Source organism: Pseudomonas sp. BF-R-26 (assembly GCF_019947395.1).
Classification (GTDB): domain Bacteria; phylum Pseudomonadota; class Gammaproteobacteria; order Pseudomonadales; family Pseudomonadaceae; genus Aquipseudomonas; species Aquipseudomonas farris.
In genome coordinates this window covers 14,989-36,164 of sequence record NZ_JAGYGK010000010.1, presented here as the reverse complement: position 1 = coordinate 36,164, position 21,176 = coordinate 14,989, and the positions used below count along the sequence as shown (strand labels likewise).

Genomic DNA, 21,176 nt, shown 5'->3' with positions numbered 1-21,176 from the left:
TAGAGCGCGAGTCTGATGAAGTTTGTTCAAGCGCGCTGCCACAGTTACGTGACAGTTTGATGAAGATTGCCGAGCGGTCATCGACCGATACGGCCGAGCGCGTTCGACCGTCGCTCATCGCGATAAAAATGGGTCGTAGCCTGGAGGACGTAACCTGGCGGTTGATAAACGCACAACCCTATAACTATGTACCACCTGCCCCCCTCACAACTGACCTCTAATGGCCCCGATGCCGGAACACCCGGCCCTCTTGCCCTTTGGAGACCAGTCGCCATGTCCGACGCCACCAAGCCCTTACAGGCCGATTTCGGCTTTTCCCACCTGCTTGCCCCCGCACCCGATCAGAGCCTGTTACTGACAGCCTCGGAACGCTGGCGCGACTGTCGCCGACAATGGCTCGAACTCATGGCGCAAAGCCCGCAGGCGCGTGCCTCGATTACGCGTTTGCTCAAAGACCACTGGGATCTGGATGGCAATCGGGTCGGTCTGAGTTTCTTCACCGCCAGCAACCGGCCGGAACATTTTGTCAGCCTGACCCACGCCTGCGCCTTTGTGCTGCAACAGCCTGCGGTCGAGATTTCACTCGACGCGCGTTGCGTGGTGATCGGTCTTGCACGGGAACACCTCCTCTTCGGCAAGCCTCCCTCCGAATTGCTCGAACAGCTGAAAAACCTGAACCCGGAGCGCCTGCTCAATCACGACTGGGATCGTTGGTGGAGCGCCCGGGCACGCGGGACGGCGGTATCGCGCAGAGCGCTGGCCATCCAGCTGTATCGCCAGCACTTCGAAGCCTCCAGCCAGGTGGCCCATGCCCAGCGCACCTTGACGGCCGAACTGATGAAGTCGCTGCTGACGCTGATCGATGCCCCCAGCGACAGTACGGTTGTCGACGCCCCTCCAATGACGATCAAGCAACTGGCGCTCAGATTCGCTGACAGTCGCCGTGTCGAGTTGCCCGGTGTTCTGCTCATCAGCACCGAACAACCGGCCGCGCAATTGCTGTACTTGCCAGAGCAGCAGCCGGCTTGGAGGCACTTCCAGCACCGTCATGAGGTGGAAAGCTGGCTGACCACACACCCGCAAAATATTGCCGGGATGCCTCCGCTCGACGGTATCAGCTTCGAATACACCCGCATCGTAACCACACCGCTGGCAGTCGCCGCCGAGCAGCTGATTGCACGGGTATCGGTCGCCTGGATAAACAGCATTCGCCAGGTCAACGGCAGTGATATCGCCGAGCACGGCGCCACCGCGCTGGACGCCGCTGACCGATTGGATCGACAACACCGGCAAGAAGCTGCTTTTGCCGAGCCAGCCGAATTGCCGGCGGATATCCTCAGCGAGGAAGAGACCAGCGACAGTGTTCCGCAGTTCGGCTTGCTCACCCCCGACATTGCGCTGGACACCCGCCAGAGTGCCTTGGCGTATCACTGCGCAGCGCTCGAAACCCTGCTTGGCAAAGACTTCGCAGGTGATCTGAATGACTCGCGCCTGCAGAACCTGAAAAAACACCTCGACGCCTTGGCGGCAGCAGAACAGGCCAGCCAAACCGCCGCCTCCGCATTGCTGGACACCCGCGACGCGCTGAAGATGCTGGAACTGCGCCATGCATCGAATCCGCATTACACCGCGCTGTATCAGGCACGGTTAGCGGGGTTGCGCAGCGAGGCAGAGATTCAATTGCCCCTGAACCAGCTCAGCCCTGAAGAACACCGCTGGGTTCAAGCAGTTCTCGATGCTCCCGCTGCGCCGCGCAATGCAGATGTCGCGGTGGCGCGGCTGACTTTGTCGACCACTGAAGGCGACGACGGCACTCAAAGCGAGGAACTGGACGGCGTGCTGCTGATCACGCACCCATCCATACTGCGCGGTGTCGCGCCCCACAGTCTGTTGTTGTACTGGCCCGGCCGGTTCGGTGGCTTGCAGCGTTTCGCCTCTCGGCGAGCACTGGAACAAGCACTGTTCAAATTGAGCGCCAACGACGACGTGTTGGCCTTGCACCTGAGCGAGTTGAGCGGCGACCCGTTCGAATATGCCCTGCAAAATCAGCTTTACCGCTGCGTACAGCAGGCGACTCGACTGATTGCCGACAACCCCGTGCCAGCCAAAGCCCAGCAGCGTACCGTGGCGCTGGAAAAACTGCGCGAACACACCCTCGCCCGCCTGACAGTGCCGATGCCCGCCGCGCGGGAACTGGCCTTCGCGCAACTCCTCGAGCAAAACCACAGCAGCGTCCTGGCTAAAGCACTGCCACAGTGGCTCGGCACGCTGTCCGATGCTCGGCGCTTGCAGTTCAAGCATCTGTTCAAGACGTACATTGCGGCCATGAAACGCTCCCATGAGTTACTCGAACGGGATCTGCCGCCACGGGATGATTTCAGCAAAAAGCGCATCGACGCTCGCCTGCGTAAGGACTTCGCCCTTAAACAAGGCTTTGAGGTGATGCTGGATCTGCCCGATTCAACCACTTGGCAGAAGGTCGTGATCGAAGGCGCCGCGCCGGGAACGCCGCAAAAAAATGTGCTGATAGCCAGTAAAAACCGCAGCAAGCGGTCCCTCGCCGATCTGGCCCAAACCAATATCGATCAGGAGTTATGGTGGCGACTGTCGCTCATGCAGGTCGAGATCTCTACGGATGACGAGGCAGAACGCAAGAAGCTGAAAACCGGCATCACACAACCCTATCTGCGCAAGCTGATCACCGAACTGGATCTGGCCGGACATTACGAGACACAGATCCGCCACGCTTTTCTAGGCGCCCCCACCGCCTCGGCCTTCGACCTTGAATATCGCCGTGAAAGCCTCACCGAGCCTTGGCGCCTGATGCTGAAACTGCAAGGCGAATTTGCCCTGCTGCAACGACAGATCGACGCCCATGGACGGCAGGTGCTGAATATCGCGATTGACGCCAATACCGCGCAAGCCTTTGCTGCCCAAGGCAAGCGTATCGTGCTGCTGCCGGCCCATCTGACAGTGGGCGGTGAAGACACGCCGCATCAGGGCCCGAGCACTTTGTCGGGGGTCACCTTCATCGAGGAACAGGTCAGTGGCCTGACGCTGCTCTACCTGCCGGACAGCCCGGACGGTATCCACCTGCGCCAATACGACACCCTTGAGCAGGCACGCCAAGGCCTGTTCAACCTGTGCCTGCACAACAGCATGGTCAACTATTTGGCCGGGCGTGCCTTGCAAGGCGACTTCGCCCTTCACGTCAGTCGGATCAATGAGGCATTGCTGCGAAACTTCAATGCGCTGATCGGCGTTGGCATGGCGTGGCCGGCCGCCACGTCGCTGGCGGCGCATCTGCTCGATGTGCATATGGGGCGTTTACTGGAAGCCCATCGAAGTACCTCACGCTCCAATGACGCCTTGTACCTGGAGCACTGCGCACTGAAGTCCGGCGCGATGTTCAACTATCTGAAAATGGCCCTGGGCATAGTGCCATTCGTGGGCTCGGCCATTGCCTTGTATGACGCTTGGGGCAGCGCCAATCTGGCGGTCGCTGCTTTCCTGCGTGGCGATGTCGGTCATGGTCTGGCCGAAGTGGAGGCGGTGTTGTTGTCGTTGATCGACGCTGCCATGGATGTGCTTCCGGGTGCCAACGCGGCTCCGGGTGCTGCCCGTGCAATAACGCGCCATCGTCAGTTACGCACAGTGGCCAGAAAGGCCGGTGCTTTGCAGATGCCCTCGCGTCGACAGGCCCATCGCGTCCGTGATTACTTTCACGGCTACGAATATGAACACGAAATTTCTCTGGCTGAACTGCAACCTGCCACACACGGCATCTATCGCAATGTCTATCGGCATGCCGAGGGCGATTTCATGATCAGCCAGGGGCGCATCTACCGGATCGAGCTGAGCGATGCTCCTCGTGGCTGGCGCTTGCACGGCACATGGGCACGCGCCTATAAACAGCCGATCGCCCTCGATGAGGCCGGCAACTGGAACACCCACTATGCGGTGTACGGCACATTGATGGAGGGCGGTGGCGTGGGCGGCGGTGCGGTGCTCGGGCATCTGGCCGACGGCATGGATCCGCTCTGGCCAGCGGTCATCAGGCGTTGGCTGCCCCGCTGGTGGACTGATCGGACTGCGCGTCGTCTGGGGACATTGAAACACACCATCGACGCGAGTACCCGGCAGCTCACGACGCAGTCCAAAAAAACTAAAATCGCCCTCATGGAATACTATGAAGCCGGCACTGAACAACGCATAAAACTGCAACCTTCTGTCGACGCTGCCTGTGCCAAAGACATCGACATCGCTCAGAACCAATACGCCGATCTGGAAGAACTGCGCAGTTTTGGCGAGCGACGACAAGCCCGGGAAATTGCTGAGGTTAAAAACAAATGCGCCTTTTTAGTGGTTGATCGCACCCTGTGCCGGATCGACCTGGCCAATCAGCGACTACAGGGCTGCCTCGACCGGATCGATGAATTCAATGAACTTTCCAACACCACACCCGCGAGCGATATCCGCAAACACCTGGACTTGATGGCGCAACGCACGGCGGTCCGTAAAGCTTTTCTTCAGGACCTCGAATACGCTTACACCGCGACCGAACAGGCCAACCTGTGGAATGGTCGAATCACCCTTAAAAACCAAAAACTGGAAATGGCCGATGATCTGGCGAAGGTAAACAAGGCGTTCAGCGGGACAAGCTACCGTTACCTGAAAGCAGCACACAGCCTCGAAATCATTACCCGATACGACGCCGTCCACGACCAGTCCTGGTTGTATTTTCATGTGCAGTTGAAAAACGCCAGGATCAAAGTGGATCGTGCCATGGTCACCCAGCACAACCTTCCGACCGTGCACGCCAACGTGACACAACGCCACAGAGTGCTGAAAGACTGTCTGGAGACTTACTCCAAATTCCGCCGCGACCTGAATGCCTGGGTACTGGGCTATCCGCAACACCTGGATAAGGAACAAGTCACCCGGTTTCTGGATAACCTGGCGAATCTCGAGACATCTGCTCAAAAAGTCTTGGGTAACCGCACCTCCACCTCACCGAATGAAGTCGCATCCGGTAAAAAGTTTTTTGAGACCGAAGACAACCAGTTACTGATCGGCGTCGAAAAAACCGATGCGGTGACTCAGCAGAAGCGGTTCACCATCGAGGGGGTCGATGGGCACACGGAAACCTGGCTGCCGCGCTCAAGCGGTAAATATCACCTCAGCGAGCAATCTTTCGCCGTACAACGTCCGCAGCAGACGGATGTTCGACCGTTGCTGGCGGAGTCCCGAACACGGCTCGCTGCCATAGAAAACTACCAGAGCAAGGTCAAAAGTTATGCCGACCAGGGCATGCTGCCGGTCGACCTTGAGCACATGATGAACAGCGAAGCTGACGAACTCATCATGCGGGCGCGGGACATCGAACGACTGTCACCCACCGATCCGATCATCGTGCAATTGAAGGAGAAGGCCCGGGATCTTGCGCGTGCCGGACGCACCCTGCGTATCGAACAGTCCATGAACAGCAGAACCCCCACCGAGGGTTATCTGGACTACCTGCTGGAACAACGGGTGGTGGACATTCGCAAGGAAGGCGCATTGCGCGATATCGGCAAGCGCCCGGACGGTCGACGGGATTTTCTGCAGGAGTATGAAGTTCGCGATTTGACCCGCCAGCCGCTGCAAACGCTGTGGTATGCGCATTTTCATTACCCCTCGGCGAAATCACCGTTCAACGAGTTCGTCAAAGGTCATCTGAAATTGCCTGAACAACGCAACCTGGGCCTGCAATGGCAACAGGCTCAAGCCAACAGCGGCGCTCAGGTGGAGTCAATCTGGCGGGGCGACATCGGCAAACCGCTGGCGCTCAAACATTTTCCACTGCTGTGAAGAACGACAACGGAGCGCCCGAAGCGCTCCGTTGTCAGTCAGCTGTCAGGCCAGCTGACTACGCAGCAGACGTGCCGCCGCGACCATGTTCACCAGCGCGGCTTCTGTTTCCGGCCAGGCACGGGTCTTCAACCCACAATCGGGATTGACCCACAGGCGCTCGGCCGGAATCCGCTTCACCGCTTTGCTCATCAACTTCACCATCTCGGCGGTGTCTGGCACCCGTGGCGAGTGGATGTCATAGACGCCCGGGCCGATGTCGTTCGGGTAGTCGAACGCTTCGAAGGCTTCCAGCAGTTCCATGTCCGAGCGCGAGGTTTCGATGGTGATCACGTCGGCGTCCATGGCGGCGATGGACTGGATCACGTCGTTGAATTCGCTGTAGCACATGTGGGTGTGGATCTGGGTTTCGTCGCGTACGCCCGATGCACTCAGACGGAAGGCTTCCACCGCCCAATCGAGGTATTCCTGCCATTGCGCCCGGCGTAGCGGCAGCCCTTCGCGGAAGGCGGCTTCGTCGATCTGGACGATTTTGATGCCGGCGTTTTCCAGGTCCACCACTTCATCGCGCAAGGCCAGGGCCAGTTGCTGCGCCTGAACTTTTCGCGAGACGTCTTCGCGCGGGAACGACCACATCAGCATGGTCACGGGACCGGTGAGCATGCCTTTCATGACCTTGTCGGTCAGGCTTTGAGCATAGGTGATCCAGTCAACCGTCATCGGCTTCGGACGGCTCAGGTCACCATAAATGATCGCCGGTTTGACGCAGCGCGAACCGTAGCTCTGGACCCAGCCGAACCGGGTGAACAAGTAGCCGTCCAGTTGTTCGGCGAAGTACTCGACCATGTCGTTGCGCTCGGCTTCACCGTGTACCAATACGTCCAGGCCCAGGCGTTCCTGGATTTGCACGGCGTGGCGGATTTCGCTATGCATGGCATCGGTGTAATCGTTGGCCGACAGCTTGCCTTGCTTGAAGGCCTGGCGCGCCAGACGGATCGAACCAGTCTGTGGGAACGAGCCGATGGTGGTGGTCGGAAACGCCGGCAGTTTCAGACGTGCCTGTTGTTGTTCGATACGTTTGGCAAACGGCGAGTGACGTTGGCTGTCCGCGGCGCCGATGGCGTTGATTCGGGCCTGAACATCCGCTTTGTGGATACGCGGAGATTGGGCGCGACTGGCCGCAATGGCGCGGCTTTCAGCCAGGGCAGCTTGCACCTTTGGCGCTTGCGGATCGTTGAGGGCATCACGCAGCACGGCGATTTCACCGCACTTCTGCACGGCAAACGCCAGCCAGCTTTTCAGTTCCGGGTCGAGTTTGTCTTCACGCTCCAGGTCCACCGGGCTGTGCAGCAGCGAGCAGGAACTGCTGACCCACAAGTTATCGCCAAAGCGCTCCTGAGCCGGCTGCAGTTGCGCGAGGACTTGCTCCAGTTCGCAGCGCCAGACGTTGCGGCCGTTAACCAGACCTACCGAGAGAATCTTGTAGGTAGGCAGGCGATCCAGCACTTGGCCGAGTTGATCCGGCGCGCGCACCGCGTCGATGTGCAAGCCTTGCACTGGCAGGCTGACAGCCAGGCCAAGGTTGTCTTCCAGGCCACTGAAGTAAGTCGCCACGAGTTTTTTCAGCGGCGAATATTGGAGGATGTGATAGGCGCGCTCGAAGGCGTTTTTCCAGACCTGTGGCAGGTCGAGGGTGAGGATCGGTTCGTCGATCTGCACCCACTCCACGCCTTGGGCAGCGAGGCGACCGAGGATTTCGCCGTAGATCGGCAGCAGGCGCTCCAGCAGGTCGAGTTTGTCGAAGCCATCACCCTTCGCCTTGCCCAGCCACAGATAGGTCAACGGGCCGATGATCACCGGTTTGACGTTGTGGCCCAGGGCCTTGGCTTCTTCGACTTCGTCGAACAGCTGTTCCCAGCTCAGTTTGAACTGCTGGTCTGCGGTGAATTCCGGGACCAGATAGTGGTAGTTGGTGTCGAACCACTTGGTCAGTTCCTGAGCGTATTGCGCCTTGCCATTTCCCCCGCCGCAACAGGCCGCGCTAGCGCCACGGGCCATGGCGAACAGGGTGTCGAGTGTCGGCAGGCCACGGGAGTCTTTGGCACTGTCGAAGCGCTCGGGGATGACACCGAAGGTCAGGGAGTGAGTCAGTACCTGGTCGTACCAGGCGAAGTCGCCCACGGGGAGCAGGTCGATGCCGGCGTCTTTTTGCAATTGCCAGTGGGTGGCACGCAATTGGCGGCCGACGCTTTTCAGTGCGTCCTGGTCAAGATCACCCTTCCAGTAGGATTCGAGGGCTTTTTTCAGTTCGCGGTCGGCGCCGATGCGCGGAAAACCAAGAGTGTGGGCCAAGGCCATGGTAAGAGTTCTCTCTATAAAGGACGCTATAAAACATGGTGCTATTGTCGACAGCTCACCCAACATGAGACAAACTCAACCTTTTCGTGTTGATCACAAGTTTTCCTCATGGAGCCCCCGGTGCTTGAAATCCGTCACCTGAAAACCCTGCACGCTTTGCGCGAAGCCGACAGCCTGGTGGATGCGGCCGACCGCCTGCACCTGACCCAGTCGGCGCTGTCCCACCAGTTCAAGGAGCTGGAAGAGCGCATGGGCATGCCGCTGTTCGTGCGCAAGACCAAACCGGTGCGCTTCACCAGTGCCGGCTTGCGCCTCCTGCAACTGGCCGACGCCACCCTGCCATTGCTGCGCGGCGCCGAGCGAGACATTGCACGGCTGGCCGGCGGCACTGCGGGGCGTCTGCACATGGCGATCGAGTGCCACAGTTGCTTTCAGTGGCTGATGCCGACCATCGACCAGTTCCGCGATGCCTGGCCGGAAGTCGAGCTGGACTTGGCCTCAGGGTTCTCCTTCGCCCCGCTGCCGGCGCTGGCCCGGGGCGACCTGGATCTGGTGGTGACCTCCGACCCGCTGGAACTGGTCGGGATCACTTACGTGCCGTTGTTCACCTACGAAGCCATGCTTGCGGTGGCTAATCAGCACCGCCTGGCGAGTAAGCCGTACATCGTGCCCGAAGATTTGCTGACGGAAACCTTGATCACCTACCCTGTGGAGCGTGATCGGCTGGACATCTTCACCCGCTTCCTGGAACCGGCCGACATCGAACCGGCCCAGGTGCGCACCTCGGAACTGACGGTGATGATGATGCAACTGGTGGCCAGCGGTCGCGGCGTCTGCGGCATGCCCCATTGGGCGCTGCATGAATACAGTTCACGGGGTTATGTGAAGGCCAAGCGACTGGGCGAGAAAGGCTTGTTCGCAACGCTCTACGCCGGGATTCGCGCCGATATGCTGGATGCGCCGTACATGCGCGACTTTTTGCTGACGGCCAAGGACACGTCGTTTTCGACGCTGGATGGGGTTAGTGCAGTTCGCTGAAATCCTGTCGATTCTGATCAAAGTTGAAGGGTGATTGTTCAGGCCTCATCGCGGGCAAGCCTCGCTCCTACAAGGGAGCGGGGTGCTTTCAGAGCTCACGCCACATATGGATCTTGTCGAAGTAGTCTTCGCCAACCCGCACTGCCAGCGGCTCAAGCCCGAACTGCACGAAGCCGCAACGCTGATACAGCTTGAAGGCAGCTTCATTGCCGGCGGTGACGGTCAACTGGATCAGCCTCAGGCCCTGATGGGTCTGCGCTTCAGCCAACGCGGCCTGGACCAGCCGGTAGCCGAGCCCGCGCTGCCGAACCTCACCCGAAACGTACATGCCAAACAACGTCGCCTTGTGCCGAGCCTTCTCCCTCGCTTCAAAAGCCAAGCCGACGATGCCCGCCAGTTTCCCTTCCTCAAACGCCCCGAGTACCCGGTCCAGCTTGCTGGTCAGCCGCGATTCCCACCAACTCAGCGGCATCACGGCGCGCTCGCGCACGCTGGAAGTGAACGCCTGGGGATGCAAGTCATAGGCCTCAAGCATCAGCGCCCGATAATCCAGGGCATGACTGGCATCAAGCCGTTCAATCCACATCTTCAGGCCACTCGCCGCTGCTCAACCATCAAGCGCACCGCCAGCCCGGACAGCACGAAGCCCATGAAATAACGCTGCATCGCCAGCCAGTTCGGGTTGTTGACGAACCAGGACGCAATGCCCGCGGCAAACAGCGCGATCAGCAGGTTGACGCTGAAGCTCACGCTGATCTGGGTCAGGCCGAGGACGATGCTCTGGGTGAACACCGAACCGTGCTCAGGAGTAATGAACTGCGGAAACACCGACAGGTAAAACACCGCGATCTTCGGGTTCAGGGCGCTGGTGAGAAAGCCCATGGTGATCAACTTGCGCGACGAATCTGCCGGCAGCTGCTGCGCCTCGAACGGCGAGCGCGCACCAGGCTTGACCGCCTGCCAGGCCAGCCACAGCAAGTACAGCGCGCCGGCCCACTTCAACACTTCGTAAGCCATCGGCACTGCCACGAACACCGCGGTCAAACCCGCGGCGGCCGCGAACAGGTGCACTAAAAATCCCGCGACCACGCCGAGCAACGAAGTCACCCCGGCCTTGCGGCCCTGGCAGATTGAACGAGAGATCAGGTAGATCATGTTCGGCCCGGGCGTGAGTACCATCAGCAGTGCCGCGGCGGCGAAAATCAGCAAGTCTTGAAGCGGGATCATGGGCATCCTCCGTCCTTGGACGATCAGGCAGTTTCGATCAGTGAGGCTCGATAAAACGGCAAGATCAGGTCCCGTGTCAATGGCGCCAACGTGACATCGCCGTCGGTGGCCGGATCGATCCAGCGCACCTCTTCGATCTCCGCCGCCGGGGAAACGTGCGAATCGATGGTCAGCTGAAAGAGTTCGGCCTGTACGACATAACCCGGCTCATTAGCGGCCGGCGCCGAGAATTGCCCCAAGTAGGCGGCATGCGCCGGATCGATGACCAGGCCGAGTTCCTCCTCCAGTTCACGGGCGAGAGCATGGACCGGTTGCTCATGGGACTCGATCTTGCCCCCCGGCTGCATGAACGCCTGGGTGCCGCGCTTGCGCACCAACAGGGTGCGGCCGTCGGGGCCGATCAGCAGGGCAGCGGCAATGCGGATGAGGCGGGGGGAAGCGGCGGATGAATGCGTCATGGATCGGGATTGGCCTTGGGTAAAGGCAGCAAGGATCACATGAGCGCCGGTTCTTCGTCACGCCGAAAACTTATCTGCCTCGCCACAGGTCGCTCCCACATTGGATCTGTGCAAAGGCCAGGAAGCTCAACTCGTCTCGAGAAGTGCGCCCTCCACTTCCTCCGGCACTTTCACGAAAATGCTGTACTTGGCACCTTCCATCGCCTCGAAAGCGATCAACTTCTCCACCAGCGGCCCATTCAACACCTTGCCGGCATTGAGCAGCAGCATGCCGTTGTCGGCATTGAGATTGCGCGCCAGGATCATGCCCGGCACCAGATCCCGGGTGGTTAGCACCTTGACCGTTGGATCGGCCAGCGTCACGTCGCTCAGATAAGCCGCGCAGACCTGAATGAAATCCTCCACCAGTTCCGGATCGTAGAGACGACCGGCGTATTGGCGGATATACACCAGGGCTTCATCGCTGTTCATCTGCCGTTCGAGGATCAACCCTCGCTGCAACTCGATGAAATCCACCGCCAGTTTCAGCAACCGCGAACCGAACGGAATCGCTTCGCCCTTGAGCCGATCAGGAAAACCGCTGCCGTCCCAACGCTCCTGGTGATGCAGGATCAGCCGGGCGGCATCCTTCATCGGATCGAGCGTCATCAGCAGCGACTCACTCTGCTTCGGATAACCCCGATAGCGCTCGCGGTCATTGTGATGCAGCAGGTCCGAGGGCGTGCTCATCATGCTGTCGGTCCAGCTCAATTTACCGATGTTGTAGAGCGCCGCCGCCATGGTCAGGTCACGACTGCTGCCTTCGTCCAGCCCATGGAGTTTGCAGTACACCCGCACCAATTCGATGATCTGCCGGTTGGTCTGTTTGGCGGGCGGCAGGCGCAGGTTGGCCAGCAATGAAAACACTTCCGTGCCGGTGACATAGCTGCGCTTGAGCTCTTCGTAGGCCAGGTCCAGCATGTCGGCAGTCTGTTGCAGCTCGCTGGTGCGGGCCGCGACGTGTTTTTCCAGGGTGGCGTTGAGCTGCTTCAGTTTCTCGTTCTGATCCCACGTCTCTTGCACCAGACGCAAGCGCTCACGCTCGGAATGCTGATAGGCAAGTGATTGTCGCAGAGTCAGCAGCATTTCCTCATCGTGCCAGGGTTTGCTGATGTAACGATGAATCTGCCCTTCATTGATGGCTTTGATAATGGCCGACGGATCGGCATAACCGGTCAGCATGATCCGGAGGGTGTCGGGGTAGCGCTGATGGATGTGGGCCAGCAGCGTCGAGCCATCCATATTGGGCATGCGCGCATCACTCATCACCAGATCGATCGGCTGCCGCGCCATGATTTCCAGCGCCTGGGCACCGCTGGTGGCCAGCAGCACCTCGTAGGGTTGGCCGCGCAGCAGGCGGCGCAGGCTGTTGAGAATCGACTCCTCATCGTCGACCAGCAGTAACTTGGGTTTATAGGTCACAGTCGTGGGGAGTTGCTCTTCCATGGCATTACCTCAAGAAAACGTGTGTCTTTATGTCGCGCGCGGGGCAAACGTCCTGGCGTTCCCGCGCCTGACTTACAGGCTAGATGATTTTCAGCCTGCCCCCGGAAATGATTCGTTTCAGTCAACCGGGCGAAGTGCCGGACGGGCGACTATGCTCAGATCACTCGGATCCAGAACGATACCCGCTCCATCCAGCGATCAGGGAAGGGATACCCTCTATGAGCTCATTGCACCAACCTGCTGTCGGCACAGGCGCATGTCAGTGAATACGCTGCTTGCGCGCATTAATCGTCGGATTCTCATCGTCGATGACACGGCGTCGATCCATGAGGATTTCGCCAAGATTCTCAGCCCGCCATCGATCGAAGACGACAGCCTGATCAGCGCCGAAAACGCCCTGTTCGGTACCCCGGTGTCGGTATCGTTGCAAAATTTCGTCATCGATTCCGCGTTTCAGGGCCGCGAAGCGCTGGACAAGGTCGAGAGCGCGCTGGCGAATGACTCCCCCTACGCGATGGCCTTCATCGACATGCGCATGCCGCCGGGCTGGGACGGTCTGGAAACCATCGAACGCCTATGGCAGGTCGATCCCAAGTTGCAGGTGGCGCTCTGCACCGCGTATTCCGACTATTCCTGGGAAGACATCGCCGAGCGTCTGGAGCTGGGCGATCGCCTGCTTATCCTGAAAAAGCCTTTCGATGCCATCGAAATTCGCCAGATGGCCAGCGCATTGACCGCCAAGTGGCAAATGACCGAAGACGCGGCGCTGAAAATGTCCTTGCTGGAGCTCGCGGTCGAAGAGCGCACCCGGGAGCTGTCCGACGCCAACATCATCGTGCAGAACAGCCCGACCATTCTGTATCGGCTGCGGGGCGAACCGTCGTTTCCGTTGATGTACATCTCCCACAACATCACCAAATACGGCCACATCGCGGCAGCCCTGGTGGCTTCGTCCAACTGGGCGCAGGAGCTGATCCATCCCGACGATCAATCGAAAGTCGATACGGCCATGGCCCGGGTGCTGGACCGCCATGCGGCAGGTGCTTCCATCGAATTCCGGATGCGCACCGGCGACGGCGACTGGCGCTGGGTCGAAAACCGCTATATCCCGGTGCGCGACGATGAAGGCCGCTTGCTGGAAGTCGAAGGCATCATCATCGACGTCACCGAACGCAAACTGGCCGAGGAAAAAATCGCCCTGTTGGCCCGCACCGACGGGCTGACCGGGCTGGCCAACCGCGCGACGCTGATCGAACGATTGCACCAGGCATTCGCCGCCGCCCGGCGCGGGGCCACCCCCTTTGCCATGTTTTATCTGGACCTGGATCACTTCAAACGCATCAACGACACCCTGGGCCATCCGGTGGGCGACCTGCTGTTGCAGGAGGTCGCCAGGCGCATCAAAAACTGCGTGCGCGAAAACGACGTGGTTGCCCGCCTGGGTGGCGACGAGTTCGCGATACTGCAACTGGATGTCGGCGATCCGACCCAATCAGCGTCCCTGGCCGCCAAGGTCCGCGATGCACTGGTGCTGCCCTACTCCCTGGCCGGCAATGATGTACGGGTCTCGGTCAGCATCGGCATCAGCAGCTACGCGCCGGTCAGCCTCAGCGCCGACAGCCTGTTGACCCAGGCCGACATGGCGCTGTATCGCTCCAAGGAAAAGGGCCGCAACCAGTACCACTTCCATTCCGAGGAGATCAATCAGGAAGTGGTCGAGCGCATGACCATCGCCAACGACTTGAAAACGGCCATCGAACACGACGAACTCGAACTGCGTTACTGGCCGGAAGTAGACCTGAGCAGTGGCAAGATCCTCGGCATGGAAGCGCAGGTCAGCTGGAACCACCCTCAGCGCGGGTTGCTGGAAGCCCAGGCGTTTCTGCCCGCGGCGGAAAAAACCGGCACCATCGTCGCCCTCGGTCACTGGGTGCTGGAGCGCGCCTGTCGGCAAATGCGCCAGTGGCGTGACGAAGGCATGGCGCCACCGGTGGTGGCGATAAAACTGTCCCTGGCTCAGCTCAAGAGCGGTCCCGAGCTGATCTATGACGTGTTGCGCACCACCGCGCGTTGGGAACTGTGCCCGTGGGACCTGCGCTTCGACGTCACCGAAGCGACCCTGGCCCAGACCAAGTGGACGCACAACGATGTACTGCCGCGCCTGCGTGAGCTGGGGGTGAAAATCGCCATCGACGACTTCGGCACCGAATACTCCTCGTTCGATTACCTCAAGACTTATCAGGTCAATCACCTGAAACTCGCCCAGACCTTCATCGACATGGCCGCACGCGACCCGGCCAGTGCAACCACCTTGCGGGCCATCATCAACTTCGCCCGTGAGGTAGGAATCGGCATTATCGCCGAGGGCGTCGAAACCCAGGAGCAACGCAGTTCGTTGATGGCAACCGGCTCACCGATGAACGCCCAGGGTCACTACTTCAGCCAAGCGGTCAGCAGCCAACAGGCTGCCGAGTTGCTGAAGGCCGGGAGCATCGTGCATGCCAGCCACGAAACCGGAGCGATGCCCGACGACCCGCGGCGTGCCACGGAGGACAACGAATGAAAACTTCGTTCGCCCAGGCTAACCGGCGCATTCTGATCATCGACGACACGCCTTCGATCCATCAGGACTTTCGCAAGATTCTCGGCCCGGATACCGACGACGAACAAACCATCGCCGGCACTGAAGCAGCGCTGTTTGGCAGCCAGCAATCTACTCGGTTGATATTCCAGCTCGACTCCGCCTATCAGGGCCAGGAAGCGCTCGAACTGGTCAAGCGCGCCCAGGCTCAAGGTCGCCCTTATGCCATGGCGTTCACCGACATGCGCATGCCCCCGGGCTGGGACGGTCTGGAAACCATCGAACAGCTCTGGAAGGCTGATCCTCACCTGCAAATCGCGCTGTGCACGGCCTTCTCCGATTACACCTGGGAAGCCATGGCCGAACGACTGGAGTTCGGCGATCAGTTGCTGGTGCTGAAAAAACCCTTCGACAGCCTGGAAATCCGCCAGATGGCCAGTGCCCTGACCTGGAAGTGGCAGATGGCGCAGGACGCGGCCATGAAAGTGCAGACCCTGGAGCAAACCATTGAGGCCCGGGTCCATGAGCTGCTCAAGGTATCGCACTTGTTGCAGTACGACGTATTGACCGAATTGCCCAACAGCACCTTGCTGGGCGACCGGCTGAACCAGTCACTGGCCCTGTCCAGACGCCATGACAAACAACTGGCGGTGATGTTTCTCGGGCTCGATCGCTTCAAGCGCATCAACAATGCCTTGGGTCACCCGACCGGTGATGAGATGCTCAAACGTGTCGGGCACAATCTGGTGGCCTGCGTGCGCGAGTCCGACTCGGTGTTTCGCTACGGCTCCGATGAGTTTGTAGTGATCCTGGCTGACATCCACCACCCCCAACAGACCAAGGGCATCGCTGAAAAGCTCTTGAACGCCATACGTGCGCCTCAACACATCGCCGGCCACGACCTGAGCGTGACGGCCAGCCTGGGCATCAGCATCTATCCCGAGGACGGTTTCGATGCCATCGCACTGATCAAGAAAGCCGAAACCGCCATGCGCAACGTCAAGGAGAGCGGCCCGAACGATTTCAGCTTTTTCATCGATGAGATGAACCAGCGCGCCCGGGAACAGCAGAGTATCGAATCGGGTATTCGCCTGGCGTTGGAACGCAACGAATTTGTCCTGCACTACCAGCCCAAACTCGACCTGGGCAGCGGCAAGGTGGTCGGCGCCGAGGCATTGATCCGCTGGCAAAAGCCGGGGCAAGGCTGGATTTACCCGACAGACTTCATCGGTGTGGCCGAGGACAGCGGCTTGATCGTACCGTTGAGCAAATGGGTGCTGGCCCAGGCCTGTCAACAAGCCCGTGCCTGGCAGGCGAAAGGCCTGCCTGAGCTCTGCATGTCGGTGAACGTGTCGGCCATCGATTTCCGTCAGCGGGATTTTGTCGAAGGTATCGAACAGATACTCAAGCAAACCGGTATGGACCCCACCTTGCTGGAGCTGGAAATTACCGAAGGCGTATTGATGCAGAATGTCGATGCCACGATGGTCGCGCTGAATCGGCTCAAGGCATTGGGCGTACGGCTGGCCATCGATGACTTCGGCACCGGCTATTCCAGCCTGAGTTACCTGCAACGGTTTCCCATCGATGTGCTGAAAATCGACCAGTCATTCATTCGTGGCCTGAGCCGTGACAGCAATGACGCGGCTCTGGTCAGCGCCATCATCAGCCTGGGCAAGAGCCTCAAACTGACCGTCATTGCCGAAGGGGTGGAAACCGTCGAACAATTGAATTTTCTCAAGGCCCTCCAGTGCGAGGAAGGCCAGGGTTATTACTTCAGCAAAGCCGTGGAGCCGGATGCCTTCGTGAAATACCTGACGTCTGTGCAGTCCGCTCCATCCGGCACCAAATGAATGATGTGCAACGACACCCAGGCCACCTGCGCCAAGGAATCATAAGATGTCGAGCCCCTTCTACTACTTGCTTCTTGCACCTCTACTCGGATGTTGTCTGATAGCCAACGGCGCACCGCTGGACGAACCGCTCAAGCCCTTGCCCACGGTGCCCGAGCTGAATCCCTTGCAAGTCGAACTGGGGCGTCGGTTGTTCAACGAGCCACGCCTGTCGGTCAACAACACCCTGTCGTGCGCCAGTTGCCATCGGCTGGAAAGCGGAGGCGCCGACGCCCTGGCGTTTTCCATCGGCTTCAACGGCGCCCCCTTGACGATCAATACCCCCAGCGTGTTCAACGCAAGTCTGAATTTCCGCCAATTCTGGAACGGTCGCGCCGACACGCTGGAAACACAAGTTCACGAAGTGGTGCAGAGCCCCAGCGAAATGGGCAGTCATTGGGAGCATGTCGTTAAGACACTCACCGCTGACCCGGCTTACAAAAGCGCTTTCGCCCAGGCCTACCCGGACGGCGTGACCATGAACAATGTGCAAAAAGCCCTGGCCACCTATGAGCGCACGCTGATCAGCGCCAACTCACGTTTCGATCAATACCTGCTGGGCAATACCGAGATTCTGACGACCGAGGAGAAATACGGTTACCAACGCTTCAAGGACTATGGCTGCATCGCCTGCCATCAGGGGGTGAACATCGGCGGCAACATGTTCCAGAAATTCGGAGTCATGGGCGATTACTTCCAGGTGCGGGGCAACCCCACCGAAGCCGATCTGGGCCGCTATCTGGTCACCAAGGCTGAAGAGGACCGCAACGTGTTCAAGGTTCCGAGCCTGCGTAACGTCGCCGTGACCGCGCCGTACTTTCATGACGGCTCGGCCAAGACGCTCGAAGACGCGGTAGACGTGATGTTCAAGTTCCAGCTCGGTCGCGTGCCCTCTGACCAGGACAAGACCTTGATTATCAAATTCCTCAAGACCCTGACCGGTGAGTGGGGAGGCAAACCTTTATGAAAACGTACCACCGTCGCAACCTGGCATTGCTCAGTGGCGTGGCCTTGCTATTGGCTTCGACATTGCTGTTTCTGTACCTCAAATCAAGCTCCGACCAGACCTCGACGTACGCCGAGTCCCGGGGCCTGATCGGCCAGATCAAACAGTTCAACGCGCAGTGGGAAACCGAGATTCTCAAATCCCGAATTGCCATCAGCCACAATTACGATCCGCTGGTGGCACCGCTGACCGAGATAACACACCTGTGGGAGCGGTTCGAGACCATGGAATCCACTCATGGCCGCAATGACTCGCCGACCTGGCGTGCCAGCCATGATGCTTACCACGCCGCCATTCAGGAAAAAACCCGGCTGGTGGAGCAGTTCAAATCCCATAACGCGGTGCTGCGCAACTCACTGGCGTTTTTGCCCACTGCCGAAGACGACATTCAGGAACCGCTTACCCGACTGCTCGACGAAGACAAACTGCAACTCCAGAACATTGCCACCGACACCTACGACTTGCTGCTCAGCAGCCTGGAGTTCGCCCAGGTCACCTCCGACGACAAAGCGGCCGATATCCTGGTCGGGCTGAACAAACTGAAGGTGAACAAGGAACGATTACCGGAGCAGTTTCATAGCCCGATCGATGTCTTGAGCAATCACATCGCGCTGATCCTGCGGGAACAACCCGTGGTCAATCGGCTGCTGCAAAACATCGAAGCCGTTCCTGTAGCCGCACGGCTGGACGACATTACTGCTCTGCTGAACAAGGATCAGCAGCAAACCGAGGCGGCCAACCGGCGCTACCACCTCTACATGCTGGTGTTTTCGACGCTGCTGGTACTGGTGCTGGTGTACATGGCAATTCGCCTGATGCGCAGCTTCGGGGAGATCAACCGGGTCAACAAAGAACTGCAAACTGCCAACGACGTACTCGAACAACGGGTCGAAGAGCGCACCCGCGAACTCAAGGATACTCAGAGCGAATTGCTCGACACCGCACGCCAGGCCGGCATGGCTGAAATCGCCACTAACGTGCTGCACAACGTCGGCAATGTGCTCAACAGCGTGAACATCTCGGCCGACCTGGTCACCCGCAAGTTGCGTGGCAGCAAGGCCCAGGGATTGGCCAAGGCGATGCATCTGATCAACGAGCATCAAGGCGACCTGGGCACCTTTTTGACTCAGGACGAGAAAGGAAAACTGCTGCCCGGTTACCTGAACCAACTGGTGGACGCCATTGCCCTTGAACAACAGGGCATGACCGACGAACTCGCTCAGTTGAGCAAAAGCGTCGACCACATCAAGGACATCGTCGCCACCCAGCAGTCTTATGCCGGTGCCAACAGCCTGGTGGAACCGCTGTACATCAGCGAACTGCTGGAGGACGCCCTGCGGATGAACGCCGGCGCCCTGACCCGGCATCACGTCACGGTGGTCAAGGAGTACGGCGACGTACCGCAAGTCATGGGCGACAAACACCGGTTGTTGCTGATCCTGATCAACCTGATCAGCAACGCCAAATACGCCATGACCGACCTCAGCAATCGCCCCCGGCAAATGACCCTTGGGGTGAAAGTCGTCGAGGACACGATCCTGCAAATCAGCGTCAAGGATGATGGCGAAGGCATCGACCCGGAAAACATGACACGGATCTTTGCCCACGGTTTTACCACCCGCAAGGAAGGTCACGGCTTCGGCCTGCACAGCTGTGCCCTGGCCGCGATCGAGATGAACGGCCATCTCACCGCCCACAGTGACGGGCCAGGCAAAGGTGCACTGTTCACGTTGCAGATCCCGTTGAAACCCGTCATGGAGGAAGCATGAGCGATCTTTCGAACCGACGAATTCTGCTGATCGACGACACGCCGTCCATCCATGAAGACTTTCGCAAGATCCTCACCCCGACATCAGCGCAGCATGCAGAGCTGGACGAAATGGAGGCCGCGCTGTTCGGCAACGAAGTGAAGTCCGCCAGCGCCTTGTTCGAACTGGACTCTGCCTATGGCGGTCAGGAGGGTCTGGGCAAACTCATCCAGGCATTACAGGAAAACCGCCCCTATGCGCTGGCCTTCGTCGACATGCGCATGCCTGAAGGCTGGGACGGTGCGCAGACCATCGAACACCTGTGGCAGCAAGACCCGCAGCTGCAAGTTGTAGTGTGTACCGCCTATTCCGACTATTCCTGGGATGAACTGCTGGAACGCTTGCACGCCCACGACCGCCTGTTGATTCTGAAAAAGCCGTTCGACAACATTGAAGTCCAGCAAATGGCCAACACCCTGCTCACCAAATGGGAAATGACCGAGCGGGCGTCCATTCAGATGAGCCATCTGGAGCATCTGGTAGATCAACGCACGGCCCAGTTCAAGCAGGCCAGCGAGGCGTTGCAGCGGGAAATCGACGAGCGCAAACAACTGGAAAGCCAATTGGTGCAGTCGGAGAAACTTGCTTCGCTGGGGCAACTGGCGGCGGGCGTCGCCCATGAAATCAATAATCCCATCGGCTTCATTTCCTCCAACCTCGGCACCCTCGATGGCTACTTCAAACAACTGCAGGACATGCTCGATGCCTATCGGGAGGCGGAAAACGCCATTGGCTCAAGCGAGGTCATCGACCGTCTCGGTCAGTTACGTGAACGGGTGGAACTGGACTTTCTGCGCGAAGACATTCCGCTGCTGATCAAGGAGTCCAAGGAAGGCATTGGCCGGGTCGGGCAGATCGTCAAAGACCTGAAGGACTTCTCCCGCGTGGACTCCAATCAGGAATGGCAGTGGGCCAATCTGCAACAAGGCATCGAGTCGACCCTGAACATCGTCGCCAATGAACTCAAGTACAAGGCCGATGTGGTGAAGGAGTTTCAAAAGCTACCCGATATCGAATGCCTGCCGTCGCAAATCAATCAGGTGATCATGAACCTGATCGTCAACGCCTCTCAGGCGATAGGGCCCGAACGGGGCACCATCACGCTACGCACCGGGCTTGAAGGTGAAACGGTGTCAATCGAGATCGTGGACACGGGAATAGGCATCGAGCCGGACAACCTGCAAAAAATATTCGACCCGTTCTACACCACCAAACCGGTGGGCCAGGGGACAGGGCTCGGGTTGTCCCTGTCCTATGGCATCGTGAAAAAACACCGGGGCGATATTTCGGTACGTAGCGAAGTCGGGGTAGGCAGCACCTTTCGGGTCGAGTTGCCGGTACGGCAATCGAAAGCGGCTGTCTGACCAGCCGAACAAGGGATCAAATCTCAATCCGGGCTGTTTTCGTTTTTTCTCCAGGCGCAGAATGCCTGACATCCTGTTTCTAACACAGGAGATCTCTGTGGCGAGGGGG

Annotated in this window: 12 protein-coding genes; 7 read left to right on the top strand and 5 right to left on the bottom strand. The window is 59.2% G+C overall.

The genetic code is table 11. The annotated features are described in order from the left end of the window. The first annotated feature begins 273 nt into the window (after positions 1 to 273). Entirely contained in the window at positions 274 to 5,850 is a 5,577-nt protein-coding gene (locus tag KGB18_RS16325; protein ID WP_223570239.1) for a dermonecrotic toxin domain-containing protein, read from the top strand. A gap of 45 nt (positions 5,851 to 5,895) precedes the next feature. On the opposite strand, the gene metE is transcribed toward KGB18_RS16325, so the two are convergent. Next, positions 5,896 to 8,208 (bottom strand): 5-methyltetrahydropteroyltriglutamate--homocysteine S-methyltransferase, encoded by a 2,313-nt coding sequence (gene metE, locus KGB18_RS16320; RefSeq protein ID WP_223570238.1) that lies wholly within the window; start codon positions 8,206 to 8,208, stop codon positions 5,896 to 5,898. 120 nt (positions 8,209 to 8,328) lie between these two features. Between metE and metR the strand changes: the two genes are divergently transcribed. Next, positions 8,329 to 9,246 carry a transcriptional regulator MetR gene (gene metR, locus KGB18_RS16315; protein ID WP_007898547.1) on the top strand — a complete coding sequence of 306 codons (918 nt, stop codon included), beginning with the start codon at positions 8,329 to 8,331 and terminating at the stop codon, positions 9,244 to 9,246. An 88-nt stretch (positions 9,247 to 9,334) separates the two neighbouring features. On the opposite strand, the gene KGB18_RS16310 is transcribed toward metR, so the two are convergent. The 4 genes from KGB18_RS16310 to KGB18_RS16295 all read right to left on the bottom strand — a co-directional run bounded on the left by KGB18_RS16310 (position 9,335) and on the right by KGB18_RS16295 (position 12,416). Further along, a complete protein-coding gene (locus tag KGB18_RS16310; RefSeq protein WP_123719373.1) occupies positions 9,335 to 9,832 on the bottom strand; it encodes a GNAT family N-acetyltransferase in 498 nt (165 codons plus the stop codon). A 2-nt stretch (positions 9,833 to 9,834) separates the two neighbouring features. Beyond that, positions 9,835 to 10,473, bottom strand: a complete 639-nt coding sequence (locus KGB18_RS16305) for a LysE family translocator (protein WP_123719374.1) — start codon at positions 10,471 to 10,473, stop codon at positions 9,835 to 9,837. Positions 10,474 to 10,496: 23 nt separating this feature from the next. Further along, complete coding sequence (locus KGB18_RS16300; protein ID WP_201060519.1) at positions 10,497 to 10,931, bottom strand: NUDIX hydrolase; 435 nt, start codon at positions 10,929 to 10,931, stop codon at positions 10,497 to 10,499. A gap of 126 nt (positions 10,932 to 11,057) precedes the next feature. Continuing rightward, positions 11,058 to 12,416: an HD domain-containing phosphohydrolase gene (locus tag KGB18_RS16295; protein ID WP_123719376.1), complete on the bottom strand. Its 1,359-nt coding sequence runs from the start codon at positions 12,414 to 12,416 to the stop codon at positions 11,058 to 11,060. A gap of 256 nt (positions 12,417 to 12,672) precedes the next feature. On the opposite strand from KGB18_RS16295, the gene KGB18_RS16290 reads away from it, so the two are divergent. Genes KGB18_RS16290 through KGB18_RS16270 form a run of 5 tightly spaced genes read left to right on the top strand, consistent with a single transcriptional unit; the run spans position 12,673 to position 21,067 of the window. Then, positions 12,673 to 14,979 carry an EAL domain-containing protein gene (locus tag KGB18_RS16290; protein WP_223570237.1) on the top strand — a complete coding sequence of 769 codons (2,307 nt, stop codon included), beginning with the start codon at positions 12,673 to 12,675 and terminating at the stop codon, positions 14,977 to 14,979. Then, positions 14,976 to 16,850 carry a putative bifunctional diguanylate cyclase/phosphodiesterase gene (locus KGB18_RS16285; RefSeq protein ID WP_223570236.1) on the top strand — a complete coding sequence of 625 codons (1,875 nt, stop codon included), beginning with the start codon at positions 14,976 to 14,978 and terminating at the stop codon, positions 16,848 to 16,850. The genes KGB18_RS16290 and KGB18_RS16285 overlap by 4 nt, the downstream gene beginning before the upstream one ends. Positions 16,851 to 16,896: 46 nt before the next feature. Beyond that, positions 16,897 to 17,856: a cytochrome-c peroxidase gene (locus KGB18_RS16280; protein ID WP_123719379.1), complete on the top strand. Its 960-nt coding sequence runs from the start codon at positions 16,897 to 16,899 to the stop codon at positions 17,854 to 17,856. After that, positions 17,853 to 19,664, top strand: coding sequence for a DAHL domain-containing protein (locus KGB18_RS16275; protein ID WP_123719380.1), 1,812 nt, complete (start codon positions 17,853 to 17,855; stop codon positions 19,662 to 19,664). Before KGB18_RS16280 ends, KGB18_RS16275 begins: the two co-directional genes overlap by 4 nt. After that, positions 19,661 to 21,067 carry an ATP-binding protein gene (locus KGB18_RS16270; protein ID WP_223570235.1) on the top strand — a complete coding sequence of 469 codons (1,407 nt, stop codon included), beginning with the start codon at positions 19,661 to 19,663 and terminating at the stop codon, positions 21,065 to 21,067. Before KGB18_RS16275 ends, KGB18_RS16270 begins: the two co-directional genes overlap by 4 nt. Positions 21,068 to 21,176: the final 109 nt, after the last annotated feature.

Bases quoted from the DNA above. Each gene is read 5' to 3' on its own strand.
- KGB18_RS16310 (WP_123719373.1), bottom strand. From the start codon at position 9,832: ATGTGGATTGAACGGCTTGATGCCAGTCATGCCCTGGATTATCGGGCG.
- KGB18_RS16280 (WP_123719379.1), top strand. From the start codon at position 16,897: ATGTCGAGCCCCTTCTACTACTTGCTTCTTGCACCTCTACTCGGATGT.
- KGB18_RS16325 (WP_223570239.1), top strand. From the start codon at position 274: ATGTCCGACGCCACCAAGCCCTTACAGGCCGATTTCGGCTTTTCCCAC.
- KGB18_RS16300 (WP_201060519.1), bottom strand. From the start codon at position 10,931: ATGACGCATTCATCCGCCGCTTCCCCCCGCCTCATCCGCATTGCCGCT.
- KGB18_RS16270 (WP_223570235.1), top strand. From the start codon at position 19,661: ATGAGCGATCTTTCGAACCGACGAATTCTGCTGATCGACGACACGCCG.
- KGB18_RS16290 (WP_223570237.1), top strand. From the start codon at position 12,673: ATGTCAGTGAATACGCTGCTTGCGCGCATTAATCGTCGGATTCTCATC.
- KGB18_RS16295 (WP_123719376.1), bottom strand. From the start codon at position 12,416: ATGGAAGAGCAACTCCCCACGACTGTGACCTATAAACCCAAGTTACTG.
- KGB18_RS16305 (WP_123719374.1), bottom strand. From the start codon at position 10,473: ATGATCCCGCTTCAAGACTTGCTGATTTTCGCCGCCGCGGCACTGCTG.
- KGB18_RS16275 (WP_123719380.1), top strand. From the start codon at position 17,853: ATGAAAACGTACCACCGTCGCAACCTGGCATTGCTCAGTGGCGTGGCC.
- KGB18_RS16285 (WP_223570236.1), top strand. From the start codon at position 14,976: ATGAAAACTTCGTTCGCCCAGGCTAACCGGCGCATTCTGATCATCGAC.
- metE (WP_223570238.1), bottom strand. From the start codon at position 8,208: ATGGCCTTGGCCCACACTCTTGGTTTTCCGCGCATCGGCGCCGACCGC.